The 24,054-nt window shown below is 64.6% G+C and carries 22 protein-coding genes and 1 riboswitch; of the genes, 9 read left to right on the forward strand and 13 right to left on the reverse strand.

Features of this window, described 5'->3' with window-relative positions; translation table 11 throughout:
• Positions 1–206: 206 nt before the first annotated feature.
• Genes LQD11_RS03850 through purE form a run of 3 tightly spaced genes read right to left on the reverse strand, consistent with a single transcriptional unit; the run spans position 207 to position 2,431 of the window.
• On the reverse strand, positions 207–797 hold the full coding sequence (locus LQD11_RS03850; protein ID WP_238616338.1) for a class I SAM-dependent methyltransferase: 591 nt from the start codon (positions 795–797) through the stop codon (positions 207–209).
• Between the two features lie 3 nt (positions 798–800).
• Positions 801–1,934: a 5-(carboxyamino)imidazole ribonucleotide synthase gene (locus LQD11_RS03855; protein ID WP_238616339.1), complete on the reverse strand. Its 1,134-nt coding sequence runs from the start codon at positions 1,932–1,934 to the stop codon at positions 801–803.
• Positions 1,931–2,431, reverse strand: coding sequence for a 5-(carboxyamino)imidazole ribonucleotide mutase (gene purE / locus LQD11_RS03860; protein WP_040405058.1), 501 nt, complete (start codon positions 2,429–2,431; stop codon positions 1,931–1,933). The genes LQD11_RS03855 and purE overlap by 4 nt, the downstream gene beginning before the upstream one ends.
• Positions 2,432–2,537: 106 nt before the next feature.
• On the opposite strand from purE, the gene LQD11_RS03865 reads away from it, so the two are divergent.
• Together LQD11_RS03865 and bioD are read left to right on the forward strand one after the other, a co-directional pair.
• Complete coding sequence (locus LQD11_RS03865; protein WP_238616340.1) at positions 2,538–3,434, forward strand: phosphoribosylaminoimidazolesuccinocarboxamide synthase; 897 nt, start codon at positions 2,538–2,540, stop codon at positions 3,432–3,434.
• Entirely contained in the window at positions 3,434–4,138 is a 705-nt protein-coding gene (gene bioD / locus LQD11_RS03870) for a dethiobiotin synthase (protein WP_238616341.1), read from the forward strand. Before LQD11_RS03865 ends, bioD begins: the two co-directional genes overlap by 1 nt.
• On the opposite strand, the gene LQD11_RS03875 is transcribed toward bioD, so the two are convergent.
• The 4 genes from LQD11_RS03875 to LQD11_RS03890 form a co-directional block, all read right to left on the reverse strand.
• Entirely contained in the window at positions 4,113–4,631 is a 519-nt protein-coding gene (locus LQD11_RS03875; RefSeq protein WP_238616342.1) for a TorD/DmsD family molecular chaperone, read from the reverse strand. The genes bioD and LQD11_RS03875 overlap by 26 nt on opposite strands.
• A gap of 178 nt (positions 4,632–4,809) precedes the next feature.
• Positions 4,810–5,742 (reverse strand): endonuclease, encoded by a 933-nt coding sequence (locus tag LQD11_RS03880; RefSeq protein WP_238616343.1) that lies wholly within the window; start codon positions 5,740–5,742, stop codon positions 4,810–4,812.
• Positions 5,743–5,913: 171 nt separating this feature from the next.
• Complete coding sequence (locus tag LQD11_RS03885) at positions 5,914–6,648, reverse strand: coiled-coil domain-containing protein (protein WP_238616344.1); 735 nt, start codon at positions 6,646–6,648, stop codon at positions 5,914–5,916.
• A 171-nt stretch (positions 6,649–6,819) separates the two neighbouring features.
• Entirely contained in the window at positions 6,820–7,248 is a 429-nt protein-coding gene (locus LQD11_RS03890; protein ID WP_238616345.1) for a hypothetical protein, read from the reverse strand.
• Positions 7,249–8,196: 948 nt separating this feature from the next.
• A riboswitch (S-adenosyl-L-homocysteine riboswitch) is annotated at positions 8,197–8,270 on the forward strand.
• An 82-nt stretch (positions 8,271–8,352) separates the two neighbouring features.
• Between LQD11_RS03890 and ahcY the strand changes: the two genes are divergently transcribed.
• From ahcY to LQD11_RS03905, 3 genes are all read left to right on the forward strand, one after another.
• The gene (ahcY, locus tag LQD11_RS03895; protein ID WP_238616346.1) at positions 8,353–9,768 is read left to right on the forward strand and encodes an adenosylhomocysteinase; all 1,416 of its coding nucleotides are present in this window, start codon (positions 8,353–8,355) and stop codon (positions 9,766–9,768) included.
• A 90-nt stretch (positions 9,769–9,858) separates the two neighbouring features.
• Positions 9,859–10,722 (forward strand): methylenetetrahydrofolate reductase [NAD(P)H], encoded by an 864-nt coding sequence (metF, locus tag LQD11_RS03900; protein WP_238616347.1) that lies wholly within the window; start codon positions 9,859–9,861, stop codon positions 10,720–10,722.
• The gene (locus LQD11_RS03905; RefSeq protein ID WP_238616348.1) at positions 10,719–11,474 is read left to right on the forward strand and encodes a 16S rRNA (uracil(1498)-N(3))-methyltransferase; all 756 of its coding nucleotides are present in this window, start codon (positions 10,719–10,721) and stop codon (positions 11,472–11,474) included. The genes metF and LQD11_RS03905 overlap by 4 nt, the downstream gene beginning before the upstream one ends.
• Before the next feature lie 5 nt (positions 11,475–11,479).
• Here LQD11_RS03905 and LQD11_RS03910 read toward each other — a convergent pair whose 3' ends face one another.
• The 6 genes from LQD11_RS03910 to LQD11_RS03935 form a co-directional block, all read right to left on the reverse strand.
• Positions 11,480–11,950, reverse strand: coding sequence for a chemotaxis protein CheW (locus LQD11_RS03910; RefSeq protein WP_238616349.1), 471 nt, complete (start codon positions 11,948–11,950; stop codon positions 11,480–11,482).
• A complete protein-coding gene (locus tag LQD11_RS03915) occupies positions 11,947–17,388 on the reverse strand; it encodes a hybrid sensor histidine kinase/response regulator (protein WP_238616350.1) in 5,442 nt (1,813 codons plus the stop codon). Before LQD11_RS03915 ends, LQD11_RS03910 begins: the two co-directional genes overlap by 4 nt.
• Before the next feature lie 51 nt (positions 17,389–17,439).
• The gene (locus tag LQD11_RS03920) at positions 17,440–19,506 is read right to left on the reverse strand and encodes a methyl-accepting chemotaxis protein (protein ID WP_238616351.1); all 2,067 of its coding nucleotides are present in this window, start codon (positions 19,504–19,506) and stop codon (positions 17,440–17,442) included.
• 63 nt (positions 19,507–19,569) lie between these two features.
• On the reverse strand, positions 19,570–20,118 hold the full coding sequence (locus LQD11_RS03925) for a chemotaxis protein CheW (protein ID WP_238616352.1): 549 nt from the start codon (positions 20,116–20,118) through the stop codon (positions 19,570–19,572).
• A gap of 10 nt (positions 20,119–20,128) precedes the next feature.
• A complete protein-coding gene (locus tag LQD11_RS03930; RefSeq protein WP_238616353.1) occupies positions 20,129–20,491 on the reverse strand; it encodes a response regulator in 363 nt (120 codons plus the stop codon).
• Between the two features lie 67 nt (positions 20,492–20,558).
• A complete protein-coding gene (locus tag LQD11_RS03935) occupies positions 20,559–20,915 on the reverse strand; it encodes a response regulator (protein ID WP_050814207.1) in 357 nt (118 codons plus the stop codon).
• Positions 20,916–21,162: 247 nt separating this feature from the next.
• Between LQD11_RS03935 and gshB the strand changes: the two genes are divergently transcribed.
• Genes gshB through LQD11_RS03955 form a run of 4 tightly spaced genes read left to right on the forward strand, consistent with a single transcriptional unit; the run spans position 21,163 to position 24,054 of the window.
• Positions 21,163–22,128 (forward strand): glutathione synthase, encoded by a 966-nt coding sequence (gshB, locus tag LQD11_RS03940; RefSeq protein WP_238616354.1) that lies wholly within the window; start codon positions 21,163–21,165, stop codon positions 22,126–22,128.
• A complete protein-coding gene (locus LQD11_RS03945) occupies positions 22,125–23,186 on the forward strand; it encodes an FAD:protein FMN transferase (RefSeq protein WP_412851916.1) in 1,062 nt (353 codons plus the stop codon). The genes gshB and LQD11_RS03945 overlap by 4 nt, the downstream gene beginning before the upstream one ends.
• The gene (locus tag LQD11_RS03950; RefSeq protein ID WP_008931375.1) at positions 23,183–23,545 is read left to right on the forward strand and encodes a NusG domain II-containing protein; all 363 of its coding nucleotides are present in this window, start codon (positions 23,183–23,185) and stop codon (positions 23,543–23,545) included. Before LQD11_RS03945 ends, LQD11_RS03950 begins: the two co-directional genes overlap by 4 nt.
• A complete protein-coding gene (locus tag LQD11_RS03955; RefSeq protein ID WP_238616355.1) occupies positions 23,545–24,054 on the forward strand; it encodes a Gx transporter family protein in 510 nt (169 codons plus the stop codon). Before LQD11_RS03950 ends, LQD11_RS03955 begins: the two co-directional genes overlap by 1 nt.

Genomic DNA, 24,054 nt, shown 5'->3' on the forward strand with positions numbered 1-24,054 from the left:
GAGTTGCAGGGCTTCCTGATCAGCCGGCCGTTGCCAGCAGAACAAGTGCCGGCGTTTCTGCACAAGCGCTGCTCAGAACCCTCCACCGCCCCAAACTCGTACGGGTAGCCCGCCGCGTCATATCTATCCCGGAATTCCGAGGCTCCGATCGACGACGCGAGCGTCGGCTGTCCGGCCGGTTTTCGCCCTGGAGACCGTGGTCTCCCTTATTCGGGCTTGACGGCCATGGCCACCGTGTATTCCCGCCCCTGCTTGACCTTGTCGTAGTTGCCGAAGACTTCCTTGAAGGCCCGCTCGATGAAGCGCCGTAATCCGGTGATGGTCACCACGTAGATCCGGCCGCCGGGGTGCATGTGATTGAGGGCATCGTACAGATACAGGTACAGCATCTCCTTGCCCACCTTGGCCGGCAGATTGGAGGTCACCAGATGGAAGCGGCGATCGCCGACGGCGGAAAAGCCGTTGCTCAGGAAGGCCTCGGTGTTCACGATGCCGTTCAGGCGGGCATTCCTTGCCGCATACTCCACCGCGACGAAGTCCTTGTCCACCAGGCAGGTATGCCCCCGGGGCGCCAGACGGGCCAGGGTCAGGCCGATGGGGCCGTAACCACAGCCCAGATCCAGGCAGTCATCGGTCTCGTTCACTTCGATGAAATCCAGCAGCAGATGGGTGCCGGCATCGATGCCCCGGGGTGAGAACAGACCCCAGGTGGTGTGGAAATTCAGGGACTGGCCCCGCAGGGTATCGGCAAAGACGATGTCTTCCCGCAGAGAGCGGATGTAGGCGTCACGTTCCATGGGTCAGGATCCCGGTTCCAGCGCGGCAAACAGGGTCTCGGCATCGGCGATGGCCTTTTCCGGATCATCGTCCAGCACGCAAAAATGGCCCATCTTGCGACCGGGTCGGGCCTCGCTCTTACCGTAGAGATGCAACTTGGCGCCGGGATGATCCAGTAATTCGGCCCAGCGGGGCTCCCCTCCGGCCCACAGGTCGCCCAGCAGATTCACCATCACCACCGGTGACAGCAACCGCGTGTCGCCGAAGGGCAACCCGCAGACCGCCCTCACCTGCTGTTCGAACTGGGAAGTGACGCAGGCGTCCAGGGTGTAATGGCCGCTGTTATGGGGACGAGGTGCGATCTCGTTCACCCGCAACTCACCGGCCGTGGTGATGAAGAATTCCACCGCCATCACACCGCAGTAATCCAGGGCATCGGCCAGGTGGGTGGCGGCACGGCGGGCCGCCTCCGCCATCTCTCCAGGGATGCGCGCCGGCACAATGCTCATGTGCAGGATGCCGTGCCGGTGGATATTCTCGGCCACGGGGTAGCAGAGGGTTTCGCCCTCGGCACTGCGGGCCAGCACCACGGAGATCTCCCGCTCCAGGTCAAGACGCCGTTCCAGCACACAGGGCACCTGCCCCAGCTGGTCGAAGGCATCACGGGCCGCCTGTGCCGAATCCACGCCGATCTGGCCCTTGCCGTCATACCCTAGCGCGGCACGCTTGAGGATGGCCGGCCCGCCCACGGCCGCGAAGGCAGACTCGACCTCGTCCAGGGCCGTCACCACCCGGAAAGGGGCCGTATCCAGACCGCAGGACTGGATCATGGCCTTTTCCCGCGCCCGATCCTGGGTACGCTCCAGGGCCTCGGCACCGGGACGGACCGGAATGAAGCCGGCCAGGGTACGCAGGGTGTCCGCCGGGATGTTCTCGAACTCGGTGGTGACGACGGCACAACGGGTGGCCATCTGCTCCAGCGCCCAGGCATCCCCGTAGGCGGCATGCAGATGCTCGTCGGCCATGCGGCCGGCGGGGCTGCCTGTGTCCGGATCCAACACCAATACCCGGTAACCCAGGGTACGGGCAGCCACGGTAAACATACGGCCCAGCTGGCCGCCTCCCAACATTCCCAGAGTATTACCCGGCAGGATCATGACGGTTCAGGCAGGCTCATGGCCAGTACCGAGTCGCGCTGGCGACGACGGAACTGTTCCAGTTGATCGGCAAGGGCGGCATCCTGATTGGCCAGCATGGCCACCGCGAACAGACCCGCGTTGGCGGCCCCGGCCTCGCCGATGGCGAAGGTGGCCACGGGAATGCCCTTGGGCATCTGCACGATGGACAGCAGCGAATCCTGCCCCTTGAGATACCGGGACGGCACGGGCACGCCCAGCACCGGCACGGTGGTCTTGGCCGCCAGCATGCCCGGCAGATGGGCGGCACCGCCGGCACCGGCGATAATGCAGCGGATACCCCGCGCGGCCGCCTGTTCGGCATACTCGAACAACAGGTCCGGAGTACGGTGGGCCGAGACCACGCGAGCCTCGAAGGGCACGCCGAAGTCTTCCAGTTGCGAGACGGCGTGCTGCATCACGGGCCAGTCGCTCTGACTGCCCATGACCACGCCTACGAGAGGGGATTGATTTTTCATCGGCGAAGCTTAAGTGAAGCGGCCATGGGGGACAAGTTCACAGGGTGTGAAAGCCCCTGTCTATAGTAGAATGACCGATTGTTCAGCCATTTTTCGGTAGCCTGCCATGACCGCCGCCCTCTTTGAAAGCCAGATCAAGAGCCTGCCCCTGATCCACCGGGGCAAGGTGCGGGATATCTATGCCGTGGACGAGCAGCACATGCTCATCGTCACCACCGACCGGCTCTCGGCCTTCGACGTGATCCTGCCCACCCCCATCCCGGACAAGGGCCGGGTCCTGACGCAGATCTCCCAGTTCTGGTTCGAGCGGCTGGCCCATGTGGTGCCCAACCAGCTCTGCGACCTGACCCTGGCCGACGTGATCCCCGATCCGGTGGAGCGGGCGCCGCTGGAGGGTCGCAGCATCGTGGTCAAACGCCTCAAGGCCCTGCCGGTGGAAGCCGTGGTGCGAGGCTATCTGATCGGCTCCGGCTGGAAGAGCTACCAGGCCGACGGCAGTGTCTGCGGCATCGCCCTGCCTCCGGGCCTGCGCATGGCCGATCGCCTGCCGGAACCCATCTACACCCCCTCCACCAAGGCCGCCGTGGGCGAACACGACGAAAACGTGGACTTTGCCCATACCGAGCGCACGCTGGGTCCGGCGGTGGCGGCACAGGTCAGGGATACGGCCCTGCGTCTGTACCAGGAGGCCGCCGCCTACGCCCTGGAGCGAGGCATCATCATCGCCGACACCAAGTTCGAGTTCGGCCTGGACGAGCGCGGCATCCTGCACCTGATTGACGAGGCGCTGACCCCGGATTCCTCCCGCTTCTGGCCGGCTGACACCTATGCCCCCGGGATGAGTCCACCCTCCTTCGACAAGCAATACCTGCGGGATTATCTGGAGACCCTGGACTGGAACAAGGCCGACCCCGGCCCGGCACTGCCGGAAGACGTGGTGAGGCAGGTGGCGGATAAATACCGGGAGGCCCTGGAACGCCTCACCGGCTCGGGCCTGAGCTGATGTCCGCCTCCCCATCCAGCGGCCTGTTCATCACGGGGACCGACACCGGCGTCGGTAAGACCGTGGTGGGGTGTGCCCTGGTCCGTGCGCTGGCTCGGGAGGGCCGGAAGGTGATCGTGCGCAAGCCTGCCGAGTCCGGCTGTGAGCGGCGCGACGGGGCGCTTTGGCCCGCCGACGGGGCCCACCTGATGGCAGCGGCAGGCGGGCAGGGACTGGACCGGATCACCCCCTATCGTTTCGAACACGCCCTGGCTCCGGACCGGGCGGCCCGGCTGGCGGGCAATCCCTTGTTCCTGGCGGATCTGATCAGGGCCTGTCACGCCCCGGATGAGGATAGGAAGGGAGACTGTCTGCTGGTGGAAGGCGCCGGCGGGTTCTACTCTCCCCTGACCGAAGACGGGCTGAACGCCGACCTGGCCCAAGCCCTGGCCATGCCCGTCGTGCTGGTGGCGCCGGACCGTCTGGGGGTCATCAACCATGTCCTACTGATCGCGGAGGCCATCCGGCATCGGAACCTGTCACTGGCGGCGGTGGTACTCAATCACAGCGAAGGCCCCGCGCCCGTCGGCATGGACAACGCGGCCGACATCGGCAGGCGCCTGCCGGTGCCCGTCCTGGGTTTCCCGCGGGAAACGGATCCGGAGGCCGAAACGTCCGCCGACCGGATCGCCCAGGCCGTCATGCCCCGGATTCGCAAGGCGTGAACAATTCCTCCAGACGTCGCCCCAGCGCCCGATAGATCTCCAGAGCGGCCTTTTCCTGCAGGCAACGGGCAAACCGTGGCACCCAGCCGCACAGATGCTCCCACAGGTCACGCCAACCGTAGGGTGAGTTGGGCAGATCCTGCTCCAGGTACCAGGCCGCATAGATGAGCTGCATGGCCAGGGAGTCCGGCGCCCGCCCCTGAAGGGCGATGCCGGCCTGCCGGTACAGGACCAACAGATTGTGAGTACCGCCCGCCATCACCTGATCGGACCAGGCCGACTCCCGGGCCGGACACGCCTCATCAGTGAAGAGCCGCTGATATTCATGACGCAGCACCGGCAGTCCCAGCATCCGCAGTTCCGGCAGGGCCGGCTTGAGCCAGCTCCAGCTGTCCGCCATCTCCTCCATCGCTTCCAGCGTATCCATGGTGGGAGGTGACAACAGCCCGCTCAGAATGCAGAGCTCATCGACATCAAGCTGATCTCCTGGCAAGGGATTTTCCATGACAGCCCCGATTGATACGCCCCCAAATCGCAATTTCATTGTCTCAGCATCTTCACAGGATTGGACTATGACCTCGGGGATGGGCTCAAGAAACGGAAAATCTTCGCTAAGTTGAGCCGAGTCAATTAAAACCTTCACCCCGGAAACAGGCTCGGAAAAACCACGCTCAGGGCAGCGGTCGCCAGAACTCCACATAGGCATTCCCCAGCCCCTGAATCGCCTTGATGCGCTGGTTACGCTCCAGCTCCCAGGCATCGGGAGGATACCGGTTGTTCCAGGCGTAATAGCGGCGTTCATCCCAGCGGCTCAGGTGAAAACCGTAGGTATCGCGCATGTAGAGCATGGTGCGGGCGATGCTGCCCTTGGCCGCATCGGGCGGCTCGGCACGGCGCAGCCAGCGACTGATGCGGATCTCGCAGTCTCCATAGCGGTCCCCGAACCAGAACACCCGCCCCCAGTCGTAATTGGATCGGCGCCCATTGATGTAGCCGACGCTGGGATAGAGATTGTGCAGATCATTGTGGGCCGCCAAAAAACCGGGATCGACCCGCTGACAGCATTCACGCCCCGACAGGGTCCGCCCCGATGCGGAACGGCAGGCCTCATAACGCTCCGGCTCCTGCCAGCAACGCCGGAACTGACCGAACCAGGAGGCGGGAAAGACATGCTCGGCCTCGACCCTCAAGGCCCGTGACTCGGTCACCAGGGACTCAAGGCCGCAACTGCCCAGATCCACACGCAGGTCGCCGTCATACCGACAACCGCAGTAGAAGGTTTGGGGCTGGTCCGCATGGACGCGCTCATAAAGGGCTCTGCGGGCCAGGCTCCAGTTGGCTGCCGTCACGGGCAGCACCTCCGCCGGCACCGGGTCGCGGCGGTAACGCCAGGCCTCCGGCAGCAGGGGCTCCACCATGGCTCGGGTCTGATGGATACCCTGACGCAACTCCGGCGGCAGCAGATCCAGCGCCCAGTGGGGCATCTGGAACACGCCCAGCAAGGATGCACAGGCCAGGACCGCGCCCAGCAACCAGAGCCGGGAGCGGCGCGGGACGGGACGGGACCCGGCGGACTTGCGCGGAGAGGAATGACGGCGGGTCATGGATCAGAAATCAGACGAAGCGGAAAACGACGCACGCGAAACACCGGCATCAATCCTGGGCAGCCTCGGAACAAGGCTGCCCGTGATAATGCCGGGATCATGCCGCGACTGCATCACATGCAGACCCGGACGCCCGCGGGGCAGACCCGAAGGCCGTGCCACGACAGCGGATTACTTGGCGGCGGCAGCCTGTTCGATGGCCTCGAGCAGCTGGGCATCCAGCTCGGGCAGCGCCGGGGCTTCGTCGCCGGCGGCGCCCTTGGCCTGGTCCAGCAACTGCTCGGAAACCTTGCGCAGCTCCCGATACTGCTCCACCAGCTTGGCGCTGCTTTCCAGGGCGGCCTGCAGGGTACTCACCTTTTCATCCAGTTCACGCTTTTCCTTGCGCAGACCGGAAAGCTGGGTTTCCAACTGCTTGCGGGCGGTGGCTTCGTCATGTTTCTGCTTCTTGAGCTGCCGCAGTTTCTTCATGACGTTTTCAGGCGTATCGGCCAGGGCCTTGTTGATGGCCTTGAGGGCCTTGTCCTTCTCGGCCAGCTGCTCCTTGATGGATTTCATTTCCTTGGTGTGAGCCACGCGCTCCGCGGCCATGTCCTGCTCACCGCTCTGCAGCCGGGAAAGGGCCTCTTCGCGGGCGGCATCCGCCAGGATCTGCGCCTTCTCGCTGGCCTTGACCTTCTTTTCCATGGCGTCGATGGCCTGCCGGGCCTGCTCGTTGGCCTGCTTGATCTTTACATCCGCCTCGTTGCCCCTCTGGATGGCAACGTCAAGGGCAGCCTTGAGTTCCTCGGTGCTGCACTCAGGGTCCAGACCCAGGGCATCCGTGGCCCCCTTCATCAGCATCTGCTTGCTGATGGCAAGTTCTTTCCAGACCTTCAACTGCAGTTCTGCTTCAGCTTGATTCACATATGACTCCTGCACGGGTATTTCAGATGGTAGGGGTAGAGATTTTGGGCGCGCATTCTACATGACTTGAGGACCAAATGCTGCACCCAAAGTCAAGCGCCCGCGAATGGCATCGCGGGCACGGGAAAGGCAGGGCCCTCAACAAGAAGGACGAGATGCCGGGAACACCGTTCAGGCGGCCCGATAGACACCGCGCCGGGGCGAGTCCAGACGCCCCTGCTTTTTGAGGTAACCCAGGGTTTGGCTGATGTTCTTCACATTCAGACCTGCCGCTGCGGCACGTTCCCGAATCTCACCGATGGACATCTCGGGCTCGGAGGCCACGATCTCACAAATCACCTGACTGGGGCCGGCATCATCGACGGTACGGGAGGCACGCCCCGCGGACACCTTGCCGCCCAGCTTGCTGATCTCGCGATCCAGGGCCGCCAGTTCCTTGCGATGCCGACGCACCAGTTCCCGACGTTGTTCACGCAGGGCCTGGCGCTGCTCACGCACCGCCTCCTCCTTGGCCGCGGCCTCCTGCTCTTCCCGCTTGCGCGCCAGGGCATAGAGTTCCTGGGCGGACATTTCCATAGGGTTTTTCATGGTCTCGGTCATTCATCTCTCCGGAAAATCATACGGCAGGCCGATGATTCTAAATATTGGCCCACACACTTCTATTATTTTGACGACAAAACAATCCATACCGGAAACAACCACCCCATCGCATCACGGCCATGCAGCGGTGAAGTTACGACGGGAACCGGAATACGGATATATTCAGCCCACACCCTGAATGAGGCAAATCACACATACTACGTGTGTCGTGATTATGACATAAGCGCAGCATGGTTTTCACATCGCTCAAGGAAATTATTGTATATTTCGCCATTCCGGATTCGGCCTTGAAAGAGGATCTTCCGCCGTCTCCGGATCGGCATGTACTTATCAGCATCAGACAAAAGAATGCACATCCAGGCCCGCGACTACCGATCTCGCCCGGCAGTCCGACACACATCAACAATTCACTCCACGCCACATGCAAAGACCTGGATAAACAGTTTTCAGGACAGAGACTTGCAAAGCCACTTCGACCAGGCCCGAAGAATCGAGCCCATCCGCCAAATCCCGCAAGCACCGTAAAGATGATGAGGGATCACCGGCGAACCGAGCCTGAACTCCCGCGCCATACTCAACCGGCAGTGCAAGCCGGCCCAGAGCAGAGTCAACAGATTCAAGGCCGAAGATCCGTCAGCATCCCCAGCCCCCGCGGACGACCTGACTCAAAGCCGACCCGAACCAAACATCAGCAGATACTCATGATTTAGATATGAGTCAAACCGCGGATCATTCATGCCCAGGAAACTTCATACCCGGATCACCATGATCCGATACGGGCCCGGGTGAAAAGGAAAAAGGGCCGATCGGCCATACCGAACCATCGCCAGGGCATGAATCGACCGCGCCCGACCCAGATTGAATCCGGTCGACGGAGCAGAACGGCGAGGGAGCGGGCACACATGCCACCGATGCAAAGCCCCGACGCTTCCCCTATAATACCCAGTTCAGTCTGAGGAGCGCTGCAACGGACCCTTCGGTTCGCCAGGCTCAGACACCTCCTAAAACGGCGCTCGCTGTATCCGCGATGGCGGTCGGCGAGTTGCGTTATTTCCCCCGGCCCCATCGCACCCTCGCCCCAACGCTTTTTGAGGAGTGTGTTGAATGAATGCCGTGGTAGATACCAAGAACCAGGATTTCTTTGTCAAGGACATGTCCCTGGCCGACTTCGGTCGCAAGGAAATCGCCATCGCCGAGACCGAAATGCCCGGTCTGATGGCCACCCGGGAGGAATTCTCCAAGTCCCAGCCGCTCAAGGGCGCCCGCATTGCCGGCAGCCTGCACATGACCATCCAGACGGCGGTGCTGATCGAGACCCTCCAGGCCCTGGGCGCCGATGTGCGCTGGGCCTCCTGCAACATCTTCTCCACCCAGGACCACGCCGCCGCCGCCATCGCGGCCACCGGCACGCCCGTGTTCGCCTTCAAGGGTGAAACCCTGGAAGAGTACTGGGACTTCTGCCACCGGATCTTCGAGTGGTCCGACGGCGGCACCCCCAACATGATCCTGGACGACGGCGGTGACGCCACCCTGCTGATCCACCTGGGCGCCCGCGCCGAGCAGGACCTGTCCGTGGTGGAAAACCCCACCAACGAGGAGGAGCAGGTACTGTTTGCCCAGATCAAGGAGCGGGTCAAGCAGCAGCCCGGCTGGTACTCCAACATCCTGAAGAACATCAAGGGTGTCACCGAGGAAACCACCACCGGCGTGCATCGTCTCTACCAGATGGCCAAGGAAGGCGCCCTGCCCTTCCCCGCCATCAACGTCAACGACTCGGTCACCAAGTCCAAGTTCGACAACCTCTACGGTTGCCGCGAGTCCCTGGTGGATGCCATCAAGCGGGCCACCGACGTGATGATCGCCGGCAAGACCGCCGTGGTCTGCGGCTATGGCGACGTGGGCAAGGGTTCCGCCCAGTCCCTGCGCGCCCTGTCCGCCGAGGTATGGATCACCGAGATCGACCCCATCTGTGCCCTGCAGGCGGCGATGGAAGGCTACCGGGTGGTCACCATGGACGAGGCCTGCGACAAGGCCGACATCTTCGTCACCGCCACCGGCAACGTGAACGTGATCACCGCCGAGCACATGGCACGCATGCGTAACCAGGCCATTGTCTGCAACATCGGCCACTTCGATTCCGAGATCGACGTGGCCGGCCTGCGCAAGTATCAGTGGGAAAACATCAAGCCCCAGGTGGATCATGTGATCTTCCCCGACGGCCACCGCATCATCCTGCTGGCCGAAGGCCGTCTGGTGAACCTGGGCTGCGGCACCGGCCATCCCAGCTTCGTCATGTCCAACTCCTTCACCAACCAGGTGATGGCCCAGATCGAGCTGTGGCAGCACGGCGACAAATACCAGAACGACGTCTACGTGCTGCCCAAGCACCTGGACGAGAAGGTGGCCTCCCTGCACCTGAAGAAGATCGGCGCCCAGCTGACCCGCCTCACCGAGCAGCAGGCCAAATACCTGGGCCTGTCGGTGGACGGACCGTTCAAGCCGGAACATTACCGGTACTGATCGGACGGGGTTGACCCGCCCCTCTCCCCCGGGAGAGGGGTTTTTTGCGCCCATCGGATCACGCTTCCCGCAATCCCTTGCGGAGGACCCATGAAATCCCAACTTCGACACGAACGCACCTTCAGCTTCGAGTTCTTCCCGCCCAAGAATGAAGAGGGCGCGGAAAAGCTGCGCAAGACCTGGACCCGGCTGGCCAGGCTGGAACCGCGCTTTTTCTCCGTTACCTACGGCGCCGGCGGCTCCACCCAGGCCCGCACCCTGGAGACGGTGCTGGACATCCACACACATTCGGGCATTGCCGCCGCGCCCCACCTGTCCTGCATCGACTCCACGGCGGAACAGATGCGATCCATCCTCAAGACCTACATGGACAACGGGCTGCGCCATATCGTCGCCCTGCGCGGGGATCTGCCCTCCGGCATGCGCGAGCCCGGCGAGTTCCGCTACGCCAACGAACTGGTGGAATTCATTCGTCGCGAGACCGGCGATCACTTCACCCTGGAAGTCGCCGCCTACCCCGAGTTCCATCCTCAGGCCCCCAGCGCCTTCAAGGACCTGGAGAACTTCAAGCGCAAGGTGGAGGCCGGCGCCGACTCGGCCATCACCCAGTATTTCTATTCGGCGGATGCCTATTTCCGCTTCGTCGACGACTGCGAGCGCATGGGCATCAACATCCCCATCGTGCCGGGCATCATGCCCATCACCAACTACAAGCAGCTGGCCCGCTTCTCCGACGCCTGCGGCGCCGAGATCCCCCGCTGGATCCGCAAGCGCCTGGAAGCCTACGGGGATGACCTGGACGCCATCCGTGCCTTCGGTGAAGAGGTGGTAAGCCGCATGTGCGATCAGCTCCTGCACGAAGGCTCGCCGGGGCTGCACTTCTACACCATGAACCAGGCCGGCCCCGTCTCGGCCATCTGGAAGAACCTGGGCCTGACCCCGCAACCGGAATGAGAGTCCCCCGCTGCTATCTGGATCACCCCCTGGCCGTCGGCCGGGAAGTCGACCTGGACGAACGGGCCCACCGCCATGTGGTGCAGGTCCTGCGCCTGCGCACCGGTGCCCCGCTGATCCTCTTCAACGGCGACGGCGCTGAATACACGGCCACGCTGATCCAGGCCGAACGACGGGCCTCGGCGGCGCGCATCGAGGCCCGTGTCCCCCGGGATACCCGGCCGACCCTCCCGGTCACCCTGGCGCAGGGCATCGCCAAGGGGGATCGCATGGATTACGGCCTGCAGAAGGCCACGGAACTTGGGGTGTCCCGGATCCAGCCGGTGATTACCCGCCGCACCGTGGGCGGCGACGACGAGCGACGCCTGGACAAGCGCATGGCCCATTGGCGGGGAGTGATCATCAGCGCCTGTGAACAGTGTGGACGCAACGATATTCCCGAACTGTTGCCGCCCATGCCCCTGACGCACTGGCTGGGGGCGTACCGAAGCGGCCCGGGGGCGGAGGAACAGGCACTGGGGCTGGTGCTGGACCCGAGGGCCACCCACGGCCTCACCGGCATCAGGAACCGACCGGCATCGATCCACCTGCTGATCGGCCCCGAAGGAGGACTGGAGGAAAACGAGATCGGCCAAGCCGTCCATGAAGGCATGACGCCGGTGCGGCTGGGACCGCGAATCCTGCGCACCGAAACCGCCGGCGTGGCGGCCCTGGCGGTGATTCAGGCCCTTTGGGGCGACCTGGGAGACTGATTGGTTCAGAGCCGGCTCAATACGTCCTTAAGCATGCGCTCGATGCCCTCGAAGGCGGGGATCATGCACAGTACCCCGCTGGCCCTGACCCGGGCCGCCACCGCCGCCGGGTCATCCTCCCGCCGGGGCAGATTCTGGATGTCGGCCGGGTTCAGCGTCACCGGATGGGGAATGCCCCGTACCTGCAGGGCGTAGTACTCCAGCCCGGGCAAGCGCTCGATTCCGTGCATGACCACAAAACGATTGATGCGGGTCTGACGCTCCCTGGGCACACCCAGCAGGGTGTCCAGGGAGACGATAGGCACCTGGGACTGACGCCATTCAAACACGCCCCGCAACCAGTCCGGCGCGCTCGCCACTTCCCGCACCACCTGCTGGGTCACCACCTCGACCACGGCGGACTGGGGCAGGAGCAGGTTCTGCTCCTGCAGGGAAATGATGAAGGCATGGACACTGTCGCTGATGGACTCGCTCATGCCGCCCCCCCGCTGCCTTGATGCTCATCGAGCACTTCCCGAATCTGCGTCAGCAGATCCATCTCCTGATAGGGTTTGCCCAGATAGCGATTAACACCGATCTCCATGGCCCGTTGCCGGTGCTTGTCGCCGGTACGGGAGGTGATCATGATGATGGGCATGCGGCGCAGACGGGCGTCATTGCGGATATGAGTGGCCAGTTCAAAGCCATCCATGCGCGGCATCTCGATGTCCAACAACATCAGGTCCGGCACCTGCTCCTGCAACTGGGCCAGCGCGTCCACCCCGTCCCTGGCGGTCAGCACCTGGTAGCCCTGGCGTTCCAGGGCGCGGGCGGTGACCTTGCGGATGGTGATGGAGTCATCCACCACCATGACGGTGGCACGCCGGCGCTCGCTCGCCGTATCCGGCTGCACGCCGTGATAGGCCAGTCGGACACCGGCCCCCGCCCGCACCAGGGCCGGTACATCCAGGATCATCACCACGCGACCATCCCCCAGGATGGTGGCGCCGGCAATCCCCTTCACCCGGGAAACCTGAGGCCCCACCGGTTTGATCACCACCTCGCGACTGCCCATCAAGGCATCCACATGCAGTGCGATGCGATGATCGCCCGAACGCACCAGCAGGACCGGACACATGGCGTCCGGGGATGGTATCAGGGGACGGGATACCTTGAGCAGGGCACCCAGATGCTTCACTTCATAGGCGTTGCCCGCATACTCGTAGACGGGATCGTCGGCGGCATGGAACGCCGCCAGGTCACGCCCCTGCATGCGCAGGATGCCCTCGATGCTGGAAAGGGGAACGGCAAAGATCTCGTCACCGGTCTGCACCAGCAGGGCCTGACTGATGGCCAGGGTGAAGGGCAGGCGGATGGTGAAGCGGGTCCCCCTGCCTCGGGTGCTATCGATGGACAGCACGCCGCCGAGCTGCTTGATCTCACTGTTGACCACATCCATGCCGACACCGCGACCGGAGATCTGGCTCACCTGACTGGCGGTGGAGAACCCGGATTCCAGGATGAACTGCATCAGGTCCTGCTCGGTGAGCAGAGACGGATCACTGGACAGGCCCAGCCGCGTCACCTTGGCCCGCACGGCATCCAGATCCACGCCCGCCCCATCATCGGCGACTTCCAGCACGACTTCCGAACCTTCACGACGCATGTGCAGGCGCACCTGCCCGGTCTCGTCCTTGCCCTGGGCACGGCGCCGGTCTGGCGCCTCGATGCCGTGGGAGATGGCATTGCGGAGCATGTGCTCCATGGGGGCCAGCATGCGTTCCAGTACCGAGCGATCCAGCTCACTGCCCTCGCCCTCGACTTCCAGTTCCACTCGCTTGCCCAATTCCGAGGCGGTCTGTCGGACGATTCGGCGCAACCGAGGCACGATGGTGGCGAACTGCACCATGCGGGTGTGCATGAGTCCTTCCTGAAGGTCGGTGGACACCCGGGTCTGCTGCAGTAACAGGGTTTCCGTGTCCTTGACCTGATCCGCCAGCAAACCCTGGATACTGGACAGGTCGCTGACGCTTTCCGCCAGGGCCCGGGACAGCTGCTGGATATTGGAATAGCGATCCAGCTCCAGAGGATCGAAGTCCTCCTGCCATCGGGCCGCGCCCTGCTCCTGTTCATGACGGAACAGGATCTGGGCCTCGGTTTCCATTTCCAGCTTGCGCAACTGCTCGCGCAGGCGCTGGATGGTCTGTTCCAGCTCACCCAGGTTGAAGCCGAAACTGGTGATCTGCTGCTCCATGCGGGCATGGTAGATGTTCACCTCGCCGGCGTAGTTCACCAGGCTGTCCAGCACGTCGGCACGGACACGCACCACATCCTGCCCGGCGGCACCGGCACGGGCCGGCTCAGGGGCGGGCCGAGGCGGTTCGGCTTCCACGCGCAGGGGAATCACCGGCTCGGCGGCACGCTCCAGGACCGGCCGGCGGCGGATCTCGGTATCCGCCTCGGGCTCCACTGCCGGCGGCGGGGACGGCTCGGCGATGGAGACGGCCTCGCCTCCCTCGATCAAGGCATGCAGACGCGCCACCAGCCGAGGCACGGGGACCACCGTCTCGCCCTGCCGGGCCTGTTCCACCATGGTGTTGAGTTGATCCAGGGCCTGTCGCGCCACCTCGATCATGGGGGATTCCGGCGCCCGTTCCCCCTCGGTCAGGGCGATCATGAGGCTTTCCAGGGCATGGCTCAGATCGCCGATGGGGGTCATGCCGGCCATCCGGGCACCACCCTTGAGGGTATGGAGCTGACGCTGGAAGGCCTGTACGGGGTCTGGATTACCCAGGGATTCGGACCAAAGATCCAACGAGGCATCGGCGGCATGGAGAATGTCCACCGCCTCCTCCAGGAACAGTGCCACCAGCTCCGGATCCGGCTCGTCCGTGACCGACTCCAACTCCAACTCCAACTCCAACTCCGGCGCTGGTTCGGGTTCGGGTTCGGAGTCAAGGATATCCAGGTCCGCGCGCGCTTCCGGCGACGCGACATCGGCCGGCTCGGCAGCCTCAAGGTCCCATGCCTGGCGCAGGGCCTCCTGATGGGCCTGCTCCTGCTCGTGAAGCTGTCGGAACCGGGCTTCCAGCGCCTCCGCCGTGGGCAGGGAGGCATCCCCCCGCTCCAGGGCATCCAGAACCCCATGCACATGCACGGTCAGGGCGCGCAAATCCGGCAAGGCTTCCGGGGGCACCGATGGCTCCGCTTCCGCGCGCAGATTCAAATAACGCTCACAGGTGCCGCAGACCGCGGAGATCTCGGGCACCTCGGCGGTACGGGCACTGCCGTTGAGGGTATGCATCGCCCGCAGCAGCTCGGACTGGATGGGAAGGCCCGCGGCCCCCGGCGGCACCTCGTCCAGCAGGGCCTCCAGGGTCCGCAGGTGCTGGCGGGTTTCCGCGCCGAAAATGGACAGCAGCACCGGATCCATGCGTGACACGGGTCCAGACTGCTCCGGCGGCTCCGCCGCAAGAGGCATGTCGACCGGCTGCGGTTCCACCAGGGCCTGCAATCGCAGGATCAGGGACTGGGCCTCGGCAACGGAACAGGGTTCACCCCGGATCTGGGCCACCAGACGGGGCAGCATCCCGCTGGAAGCTTCCATGGCGGCCAACACCTCCGGCCCCGGCGCGACCTGACCATCGATCAGATGATTGAGCAGGTTTTCGTTGGCCCAGGCAAATTCACCCAGCAACTGCGCACCGACCAAGCGGCCGCTGCCTTTGAGGGTGTGGAAGGACCGACGGAGCGTGACCAGGGCATCCTGATTGTCCGGATGTGCGCACCAGCGCGGCACCTGCTCACCGATCCGGATCACTTCCTCGTCGGCCTCTTCCAGGAACACCTCCAGGATGTCCGGGTCCAGGTCTTCGACCAGCGCGACGAGGCCGCCTCCGGCCTCGTCGTCGTCATCCTCCGTTGCCGGCACGACCGACGCCGCCGGGGGCGGCTCCAGATCTTCAAACTCCGGAACCCGCCGCGGAATCACCAGTGTACGGTCATCTTCCAGATCATCCTCCGACGGCTCCAGCCGCGGAGTGTGATCCGACACGTCCTCGTCATGGTCCGCTGACGGTTCGAGCCCGGGTAACGGCTCCCACTGAATGTCGTCGGGCGGCTCCGGCAGCGGCTCCCAGCGAATGTCCTCCTCGGGCAGGTCCGGCAAGGGTTCAAGCTCGGGCAGGTCATCCAGGGGGGGCGCATCCGGGAACGGCGACGCCTCAACCGCATCCACGGCCCCGCCAAGCCTTGCCAGCGCGGCATGCCCGCGGGCCAGCAGGTCATCGGCATTGCCATGGCCGCTCGTGCGTGCCTCCAGGGCGCATTCGAGGGCGGTCAGCACATCGGCCAGCAGGGTTTCCTCATCCGACTGCAGCGGCCGGGGGTCATCGATGCAGCGGGCCTGGATCACGTCCCGCAGTCCGTGCAAGAGGGTCACTTCGTCCGCCAGATTCAGCCAGGCCAGCACACCCGACAGACCATCCAGGGTGCGGGGCACCTCGCCCACCACGGCGGTATTTCCGGGGTCATGCACGAAGGTATTGAGGGCGTCCTTGACCCGGGCAAGATCGGCCAGCGCCTCTCCCATGAGGGAGTGCATGAGGGCGCGTGACTCCGTCGGCGACAGGGCCCCGAGCGTGCCGGGCAGCCCCTCCTCCCCCCCTTCGTCTCCCCGACCTTCCGCCGCGGAACGGATCGCCGCTTCCATGTTGAGCATGTCGGCGGCGGCCTGCATCAGGACCGTCTCTTCCGGGGCGGCATCGCCGTTCATGATGGCTTCAAGAATGTCCGCCTCGCGCAATGCAATCTCGCGGGGCTCCGCCATCCCCACCATGGCCAGGGTGTCGGCCATGCTGCGCAGCTTGCCCACCAGGGGCCGCAGAGCCTCCCGCTGTCGTCCGCCGGTGTGCATGAACACGTCCAGGTTGTCCTTGACGTCCGCCAGATCCTCCCGAATGGCGCGGGATACGGTCAGCATGAGTTCCCGGTTGGGTGCGCTGAGCCCTTCCTGGGCGGCGCGCAGCTCCGCCTCGTCGGGCAGCAGTTCCCCGAGACGATATGCCTCCCGCACGGCGGTGACCAGGGGGCCGCGGGAAGTGGCCCGCCCCGCGTAATACAGCAGATTGCGCAGCAGATCGTCGGGAATCCCCGCCGCCATGGCGGCTTCATCGTTCTCGATCAGGAAACGTATCTGGCGATCCACCTGCCCCAGCAACTGCTTGACGGCAGCGCCGGGCTCCAGCCCGCCGGAGCGGAGTGCCTCGCTGATCGCTCCCACCACCCAGAAGAAACGTTGCACCTCGGCCCGCCGGGCACAGCGGCGCAACCCGGCCACGGCCTTGTCGATACGCTGCGCCCCCGCCTCGATCTGCGCCCCCCTGAGCAGGCTGACCAGGCCGAGTTGATACTGATGCCGATAGACACGGGCCAAGGTCTGGATATCCACCCCTTGCTCGGTCGGCAGGAGCGGTTCTTCCAGCGGCTTGGCGCTGATCGAGGCCAGGTCAGGGAAGAAGAAGACGGTTTCGCTCAGCAGCGATGCCTTGCGGACGGTGCGCAGGTCATTGAGCAAGGGCAGCAGGACCAGCGGCACATCCCGGTGGCCGGTCCGCAGGTGTTCCAGATAATCCGGCAGCTGGAGCATGGCCCTGGTCACGGTTTCCAGGGCCTCTTCCCGCCCGGTCACCTCGCCGGCGAGCAGTGCCCCGACCAACGCGGACATCTCCCGTGCCAGCATGGCGGCACCGTGGAGATCCAGCATCCGTAGGGTGCCTTCCACCTGATCCAGCAACCTGCGGGCCTCTTCCAGGCTGTCCGTCCGCCCGGCATCATCGCTGAAGGTCTCAAGGGCAGCCCGTGCTTCCGTCAACAGGGCATCCAGTTCCTTCTTGACCCAGCGCAGTGCAGTAAGTTGTTGGCTGTCTACTGTCATGGTCCACCCTGTGCCCATGATCATGGGCCTATGCCGATCCAGACCTCAAGTTCAGGACTTGCCGGAAGCGGCGGTATCCGTCGGCCCGAGCACCACCGTTTCCAGCTGTTCGGACTGCGGCAGCTTGAAACCGGAGACCGACTTGCGCAATTCCGAGGCCAGATTGGCCAGATTGCCGATGGAGACCGCCGTCTCGTTGGTGCCGTCGGAGGTCTGCATGGTGATTTCCTGGATGACCGTCATGGTATTGGAGATGTTCTGGGCCGCTTCGGCCTGCTGACGGGCAGCCTTGGAAATGGTGGCGATCAGCTCCGCCAGCTGATGGGACACCCCTTCGATTTCGGCCAGGGCATCGCCGGCATCAAAGGCCAGCTTGGCGCCACTGACGACGTTGGCGGTGGAATGCTCCATGGAGATGACCGCCTCGTTGGTATCGGCCTGAATGGTCTTGACCAGGGCCTCGATCTGCCTGGAAGCATTGGAGGAACGCTCGGCAAGCCGCTGAACCTCGTCCGCCACCACCGCAAAGCCGCGTCCCGCCTCGCCGGCGGAGGAGGCCTGGATGGCGGCATTGAGGGCCAGGATATTGGTCTGGTCGGCGATGTCGGTGATCAGACTCACGATATCCCCGATCTCCTGGGAGGACTCACCCAGCCGCTTGATGCGCTTGGAGGTCTCCTGGATCTGCTCGCGGATGGTGTCCATGCCATCGATGGTCTTGCGCACCGTCAGGGCGCCCTTGGAGGCAATGGCCACGGACTTCTTCGCCACGTCGGCGGAGGATTCCGCGGAGCGGGAAACCTGCTCGATGGAGTCGGCCATGTCGGTGATGGCGCCGGAGGCGGAAGCGATCTCACGGGCCTGGAGATTGGAGGCATCCGCCAGACGCAGGGCGGTGGCCTGGGTCTTGACGGCGGAGCCGGAGACCTGCATCGCGGTCTGGTTGATCGTGGTCACCAGGCTGCGCAGGGCGTCGATGGCATAGTTGACCGAGTCGGCAATGGCACCGGTGATGTCCTCGGTCACCGTGGCATGGACCGTCAGATCCCCCTCAGCCAGGTTGGTCATCTCGTCCAGAAGACGCAGGATAGCCCGCTGGTTGCGCCGGTTCTGCTCCGTGGTGACCGCCAGGCGGCGCTGGGCATCCTGGTAGAACAGGTAGGCCAGCAGGCCCAGCACCAGCACGGCGGCCAGGGCGAACAGATAGCCGGCATACATCCAGAGGCTGCCGCTCCTGGCCCGCTGATCCAGATCCTGCTGCAGCGCCGCAACGGCATTGAGCAGGGCCGGCGACTGCGCCTGAATGCGACGGGAGGCCTCGGCCACCTGGCCCAGCCGGCCCGTCTGGGCCAGCAGGGCCTCCACGTCGGGACGCACGCCGCTGAACACGGCGGCAATCTCCTGCACCAGGTCCCGCACGTCGGCCGGCAGACCGGCCCCGGTCTGCAGTCGGCCAAGTCCGGTCTGGAAATCGGCGGCATCCCGCTCCAGGCGGCCGGCGGTCACGGCCAGGTCGTCACCGGCCAGGATCCGGTTCAGATCCCGCTCCATGCGCTGGGCCAGGATGGCCTGTCGCGCGGCCAGATGGACCAGCCGGGCATCAATCCCCGACTCCGCCAGCCGGTCGGTCAGGGTATCGGCACGGAGCTGCAGCCGGGGCAGTCCCTGCGCCAGGGCGGCGGCATGGGTGGTGACGGCGGCAATGACGGTTTCATTATCCACCAAGACATTGACATGGCCCCGATACGTGCTCCAGGCGGATTCGGCGTTCCGCAAGGCATCGGCCACGGCCTCCGGTGCCGGTGGCAATCCCCGCCCGGAATCTCCCTCGCGCAAGTAGGTCAATCCCAGATCCAGTCGATCCCGCAGCCGGCGCAGCTCCACAAACACCGCCGGCTGGCCCGTCATCGCATCCCGCGACAACGCCGCCAGTCGCTGGGACATCAGTCGTTGTTCGGAGGCCAAGGCGGCATGCTCGCGGCTGTTGCCCACCTGCCCCGTATGCAGCACGAAAGCCATCACGGTCAGCAGCATCAGGACGACCAGCAGGCCGGCAAGCAACAGCATCCCCCGGCTGATTCCCAGCCGACCTGTCGCGTCACTTGAAGACGATTTCATCAGATTGATTCCTCGACCCATTGCGCCGCGGAAGACGGCTCAACACCCTGCATGTATCCGCGGCTACGCGGAGATGTTCATGAAATCCGGATCATCCACCAGCTTCCAGGGGCTGAACACGGCCAGATGCTCGGCACCTCGCCGGCATGCCCCCGTCAGGTAGGGCCTGAACGGCTCGTCCACCAGCGGCAGATCTTCCGTGCGCTCCTGTTTCCAGTAATGCTTCATTCCCAGCACCGCCTCCACCATGAGACCGGCATACACGCCCTGATGACTCATCACCAACAGACGGTGACGCCGCGTTTCGCCGGCAAGGTTCTCGCCGAACAGGAAACCGTGCAGGTCCATCATAGGCAGCAGATTGCCGCGCATGTTGGCGACGCCCAGGGCCCAGTGCTTGACGCCCGGCACACGGGTGCAGGGAGGCGGGGTCACGATTTCCGCCACCTGATCCATGGGCGCCAGCAACAACCGGCCATGCAACTGGAACATGACGCCTTTCCAAGCACCGCGCAGCTCGTCCTGGATCGGAAACTGCCCGCCCAGGGAACGCCCCTTGCGCTCCACTTCGAGCAGATAGGAGAACGGGTCCGTCATCGCGTTCGTGGTCACGCCGCCCCCTTCAGGACAGGATTTCCTTGAGGCTTCTGATCAGTTCCTTCTCGCGTACCGGCTTGACGATGTAATCCCGAGCCCCCTGCCGCATGGCCCAGACCTTGTCGGTTTCCTGATCCTTCGTGGTCACCATGACGATGGGAATATCGGCGGTGAGCGGATCCTGGGAAAGCTGGCGGGTGGCCTGGAATCCGTTCAGGCCCGGCATGACCACATCCATCAGCACCAGATCGGGCTTGATCTCCCGGGCGCGGGACATGCCTTCCTCACCGGAGGAGGCCGTGACCACCGTATAGCCATGCCTTGCCAGCATGGTGCTGATCACATGAAGTTCGGTGGGGGAGTCATCGACCACCAGGATGCACGTCATGACAACGTCTCCGAATTGAAATTCCGCCCCGGATCAGGTTACGCGGGGCCTGTACATGCATGAACCTTTACTGTTTCCGGACGTGCTGGCGAATGGCCCCCAGCAGATCATCCCGGGTGAAGGGCTTGGTCAGGTACTGCTCCGAACCCACGATCCGGCCCCGGGCCTTGTCAAAGATGCTGTCCTTGCTCGACAGCATGATCACGGGCGTCTGCCGAAATACCCGGTTATGCTTGATCAGCGCGCAGGTCTGATAGCCGTCCAGGCGGGGCATCATGATGTCCACGAAAATGATGTCCGGCTTATGCTCGGCGATCTTGGCCAGGGCCTCGAAACCGTCCGTGGCGGTCACCACCTCGCAGCCGTGTTTCTTCAGCAGCGTCTCGGCGGTGCGACGGATGGTCTTGCTGTCGTCGATCACCATGACCTTGAGGCCGGAAAGATCCTCTTGGCCGGCGTTGTCATCCTGGGTGTATTCGTTCACACCGCCCCCGATACATCAATGTTTGCAGACAGGGTCTTGAATTTACTCCATGGTCTGGAGGGTATCAAACAAAACTGCCGGCGTGGATCACGGGGCCAGGTGGTGAGAAATCCCGCTCAGTCATTTATCTTGTGCGCATGTCGAACGAATTGCACCCACTCCCCCCCAGATCGTGCGAGGTTGCCCGATGAACGGCTCTCAGGTCCGCCTGGGCGTGGTCATGGACCCCATCCAGACCATCCAGGTCAAGAAGGACTCCACCCTGGCCATGCTGTTGGCCGCCCAGGCAAGGGGCTGGCAACTGCATTACATGGAACCGCAGGACCTGTGGCTGACCGATGGCCGGGTCCATGCCACCTCCCGACCGCTGACGGTCAGGGACGACCCTCGCCGCTGGTTCGAACTGGGCAGTCCCGAAGAACATCCCCTGGCGACACTGGACGTGGTGCTGATGCGCAAGGATCCCCCGTTCGACATGGAGTATGTCTACAGCACCTATCTGTTGGAACTGGCGGCTGCCGAGGGTTGCCTGGTGGTGAACCGACCCGCCAGCCTGAGGGATGCCAACGAAAAGCTCTATACCGCCTGGTTTCCCCAGTGCTGCCCCCCCAGCCTGGTCACCCGCAACCCGGCCCGCATTCGCGACTTCATGGCCCGGCAGGGCGAGATCGTGGTCAAGCCCCTGGACGGCATGGGTGGGGCATCGGTATTCCGCCTGATCCCCGGCGACACCAACATCGGGGTGATCCTGGAAACCGTCACCGACCATGGGCGTCGCAGCGTCATGGCTCAGCGTTTCCTGCCCGAATATCGCCAGGGCGACAAGCGCATCCTGCTGGTGGATGGCGAACCCGTGCCCTATGCCCTGGCCCGCATTCCGGCGGAGGGCGAGGGGCGCGCCAACCTGGCCGCCGGCGGCCGGGGCGAAGGGGTGCCGCTGACCGAGCGGGACCGCTGGATCTGCAGCCAGGTGGGGCCGACCCTCAGGGAAAAGGGGCTGATGTTCGTGGGTCTGGACGTGATCGGCGATTATCTCACGGAGATCAACGTCACCAGCCCCACCTGCATCCGGGAACTGGATGCCCAGTTCGGACTCGATATCGGTGGCCAACTGATGGACGCCATCGCCGGCCACCTGGGGGCCCGTACATGAGCCCTCGTCACGCACTGTCAGCCGGCATGCACGGCCTCCGGGCACTGGCGATCCTGGGCCTGATCCTGCTGCTCGGCGCCTGCGAGCGTCCGGAGATCCATCGGGACCGATTCATTGCCTTCGGCACCCTGGTGGAACTGAACATCTATACATCGGACCGGGATCTGGCTGCCCGGGCCGCCGAGTCGGTTCGGGCCGACCTGGAGTACATGCACCGGGCCTGGCATGCCTGGGAACCCGGTCCCATGGGCCGGACCAATGAACTGCTGGCCACCGGCCTGCCGTTTTCCGCCAACCCCTCCGTCCTGCCCCTGATCCTGGACGCCCAGCGCCTGTATGCAGCCAGTGATGGCCTGTTCAATCCGGCCATGGGCGCCCTGTTCGCTCTCTGGGGCTTCCAGACGGACGAACCCCAGGGGCCACCCCCGGCGCCGGAACAGATCCGGGCCATCCTGGAGCAGGCGCCGAGCATGGCCGATATCGAGATCGACGGCATCCGCATGCGCAGCCACAACCCGGCGGTACGGCTGGACCTGGGCGCCTACGCCAAGGGCTACGGCATCCATCAGGCCATGGAACACTTGCGCGGGATGGGCGTGGAAAACGCCATTCTCAATGCCGGCGGCGACCTGCGGGCCATCGGCCGTCCGGGTAACCGTCCCTGGCGCATCGGTGTCCGCGCCCCGGACGGACAGGGCGTACTGGCCTCCATCGAGACCCGGGGAGACGAGGCGATCTTCACTTCAGGAGATTACGAGCGCTACTACCTCCACGAGGGGGAGCGCTACCACCATATTCTGGACCCCCGCAGCGGACAGCCGGCCCGCGGCACCCATTCCGTGACCGTCATCCATGACAATGCCGCCGAGGCCGATGTCGCCAGCACCGCCCTGTTCATTGCCGGCCCCGGGGACTGGCCCCGGATCGCCGCGCAACTGGGCGTCGACAAGGTGATGCTGATCGATCACGCCGGCATCGCCCACCTGACGCCGGCCATGGAGAAGCGGGTGAAATTCGAAGGGACGCCGCCGGAGATCCGCGTCACTCCGCTGCCATGATGACCCGCGCCGATGCCTTCGTGATCCTGATGGCCGTCCTGCTGGTGGCGGGCAGTTATGCCTGGCTGTGGACGCCGGCCACCCCCGCCACCCAGGTGCGGGTGGTGGCCGGCGACCGGGAAATCGCCCGCCTGCCCCTGGATCAGCCCCGGCAACTGGAAGTCTCCGGACCCGCCGGCATCACTGTGGTGGAAATCCGGGACGGCGCCGCCCGCTGCGCCGCCTCCCCCGGCTCCCAGGGCATCTGCCAGCAGGCCGGCTGGCTGCGCCAGGCCGGCGACATGGCCGTGAGCCTGCCCAACCGGGTCATCATCGAGGTACTGGGAGACGAGTGGGTGTTCGACAGCGTGAATTATTGATGCAGCTGCCGACCACCCGGGAAGATCATCGCATTGCCTGGCTGGCCGCACTGGCCATCGCCGTGCACATCCTGGAGGCCGCGATTCCAAGCCCCCTGCCCGGCGTCAAGCCGGGGCTGGCCAACGTCATCACGGTGCTGGTGCTGATGCTGTTCGGCTGGCGCATGGCGGTCTGGGTCACCCTGCTGCGGGTACTGGCGGGCAGCCTGGTGATCGGCACTTTCCTCAGCCCCACCTTCCTGCTCAGTGCCGCCGGCGCCGGATGCAGCCTGGCCGTGCTGGGCCTGGCCCATCGCCTGGCGGGCGCCCGGCTCAGCCCCCTGGGCCTGTGCGTGCTGGCGGCGCTGGCCCACATGACGGGGCAGTTCCTGCTGGCCTGGTGGTTGTTCATCCCCCACCCGGCCTTGCTCAAGCTACTGCCGGTGCTGCTGAGCTTTTCCCTGGTGTTCGGCCTGGTGAGCGGTACAATAGCCGCCATGATGTACCAGCAGGTGTCCCGATCCCCGTGA

The sequence above is a fragment of the Ectothiorhodospira shaposhnikovii genome, from assembly GCF_022227765.1.
Lineage (GTDB): Bacteria > Pseudomonadota > Gammaproteobacteria > Ectothiorhodospirales > Ectothiorhodospiraceae > Ectothiorhodospira.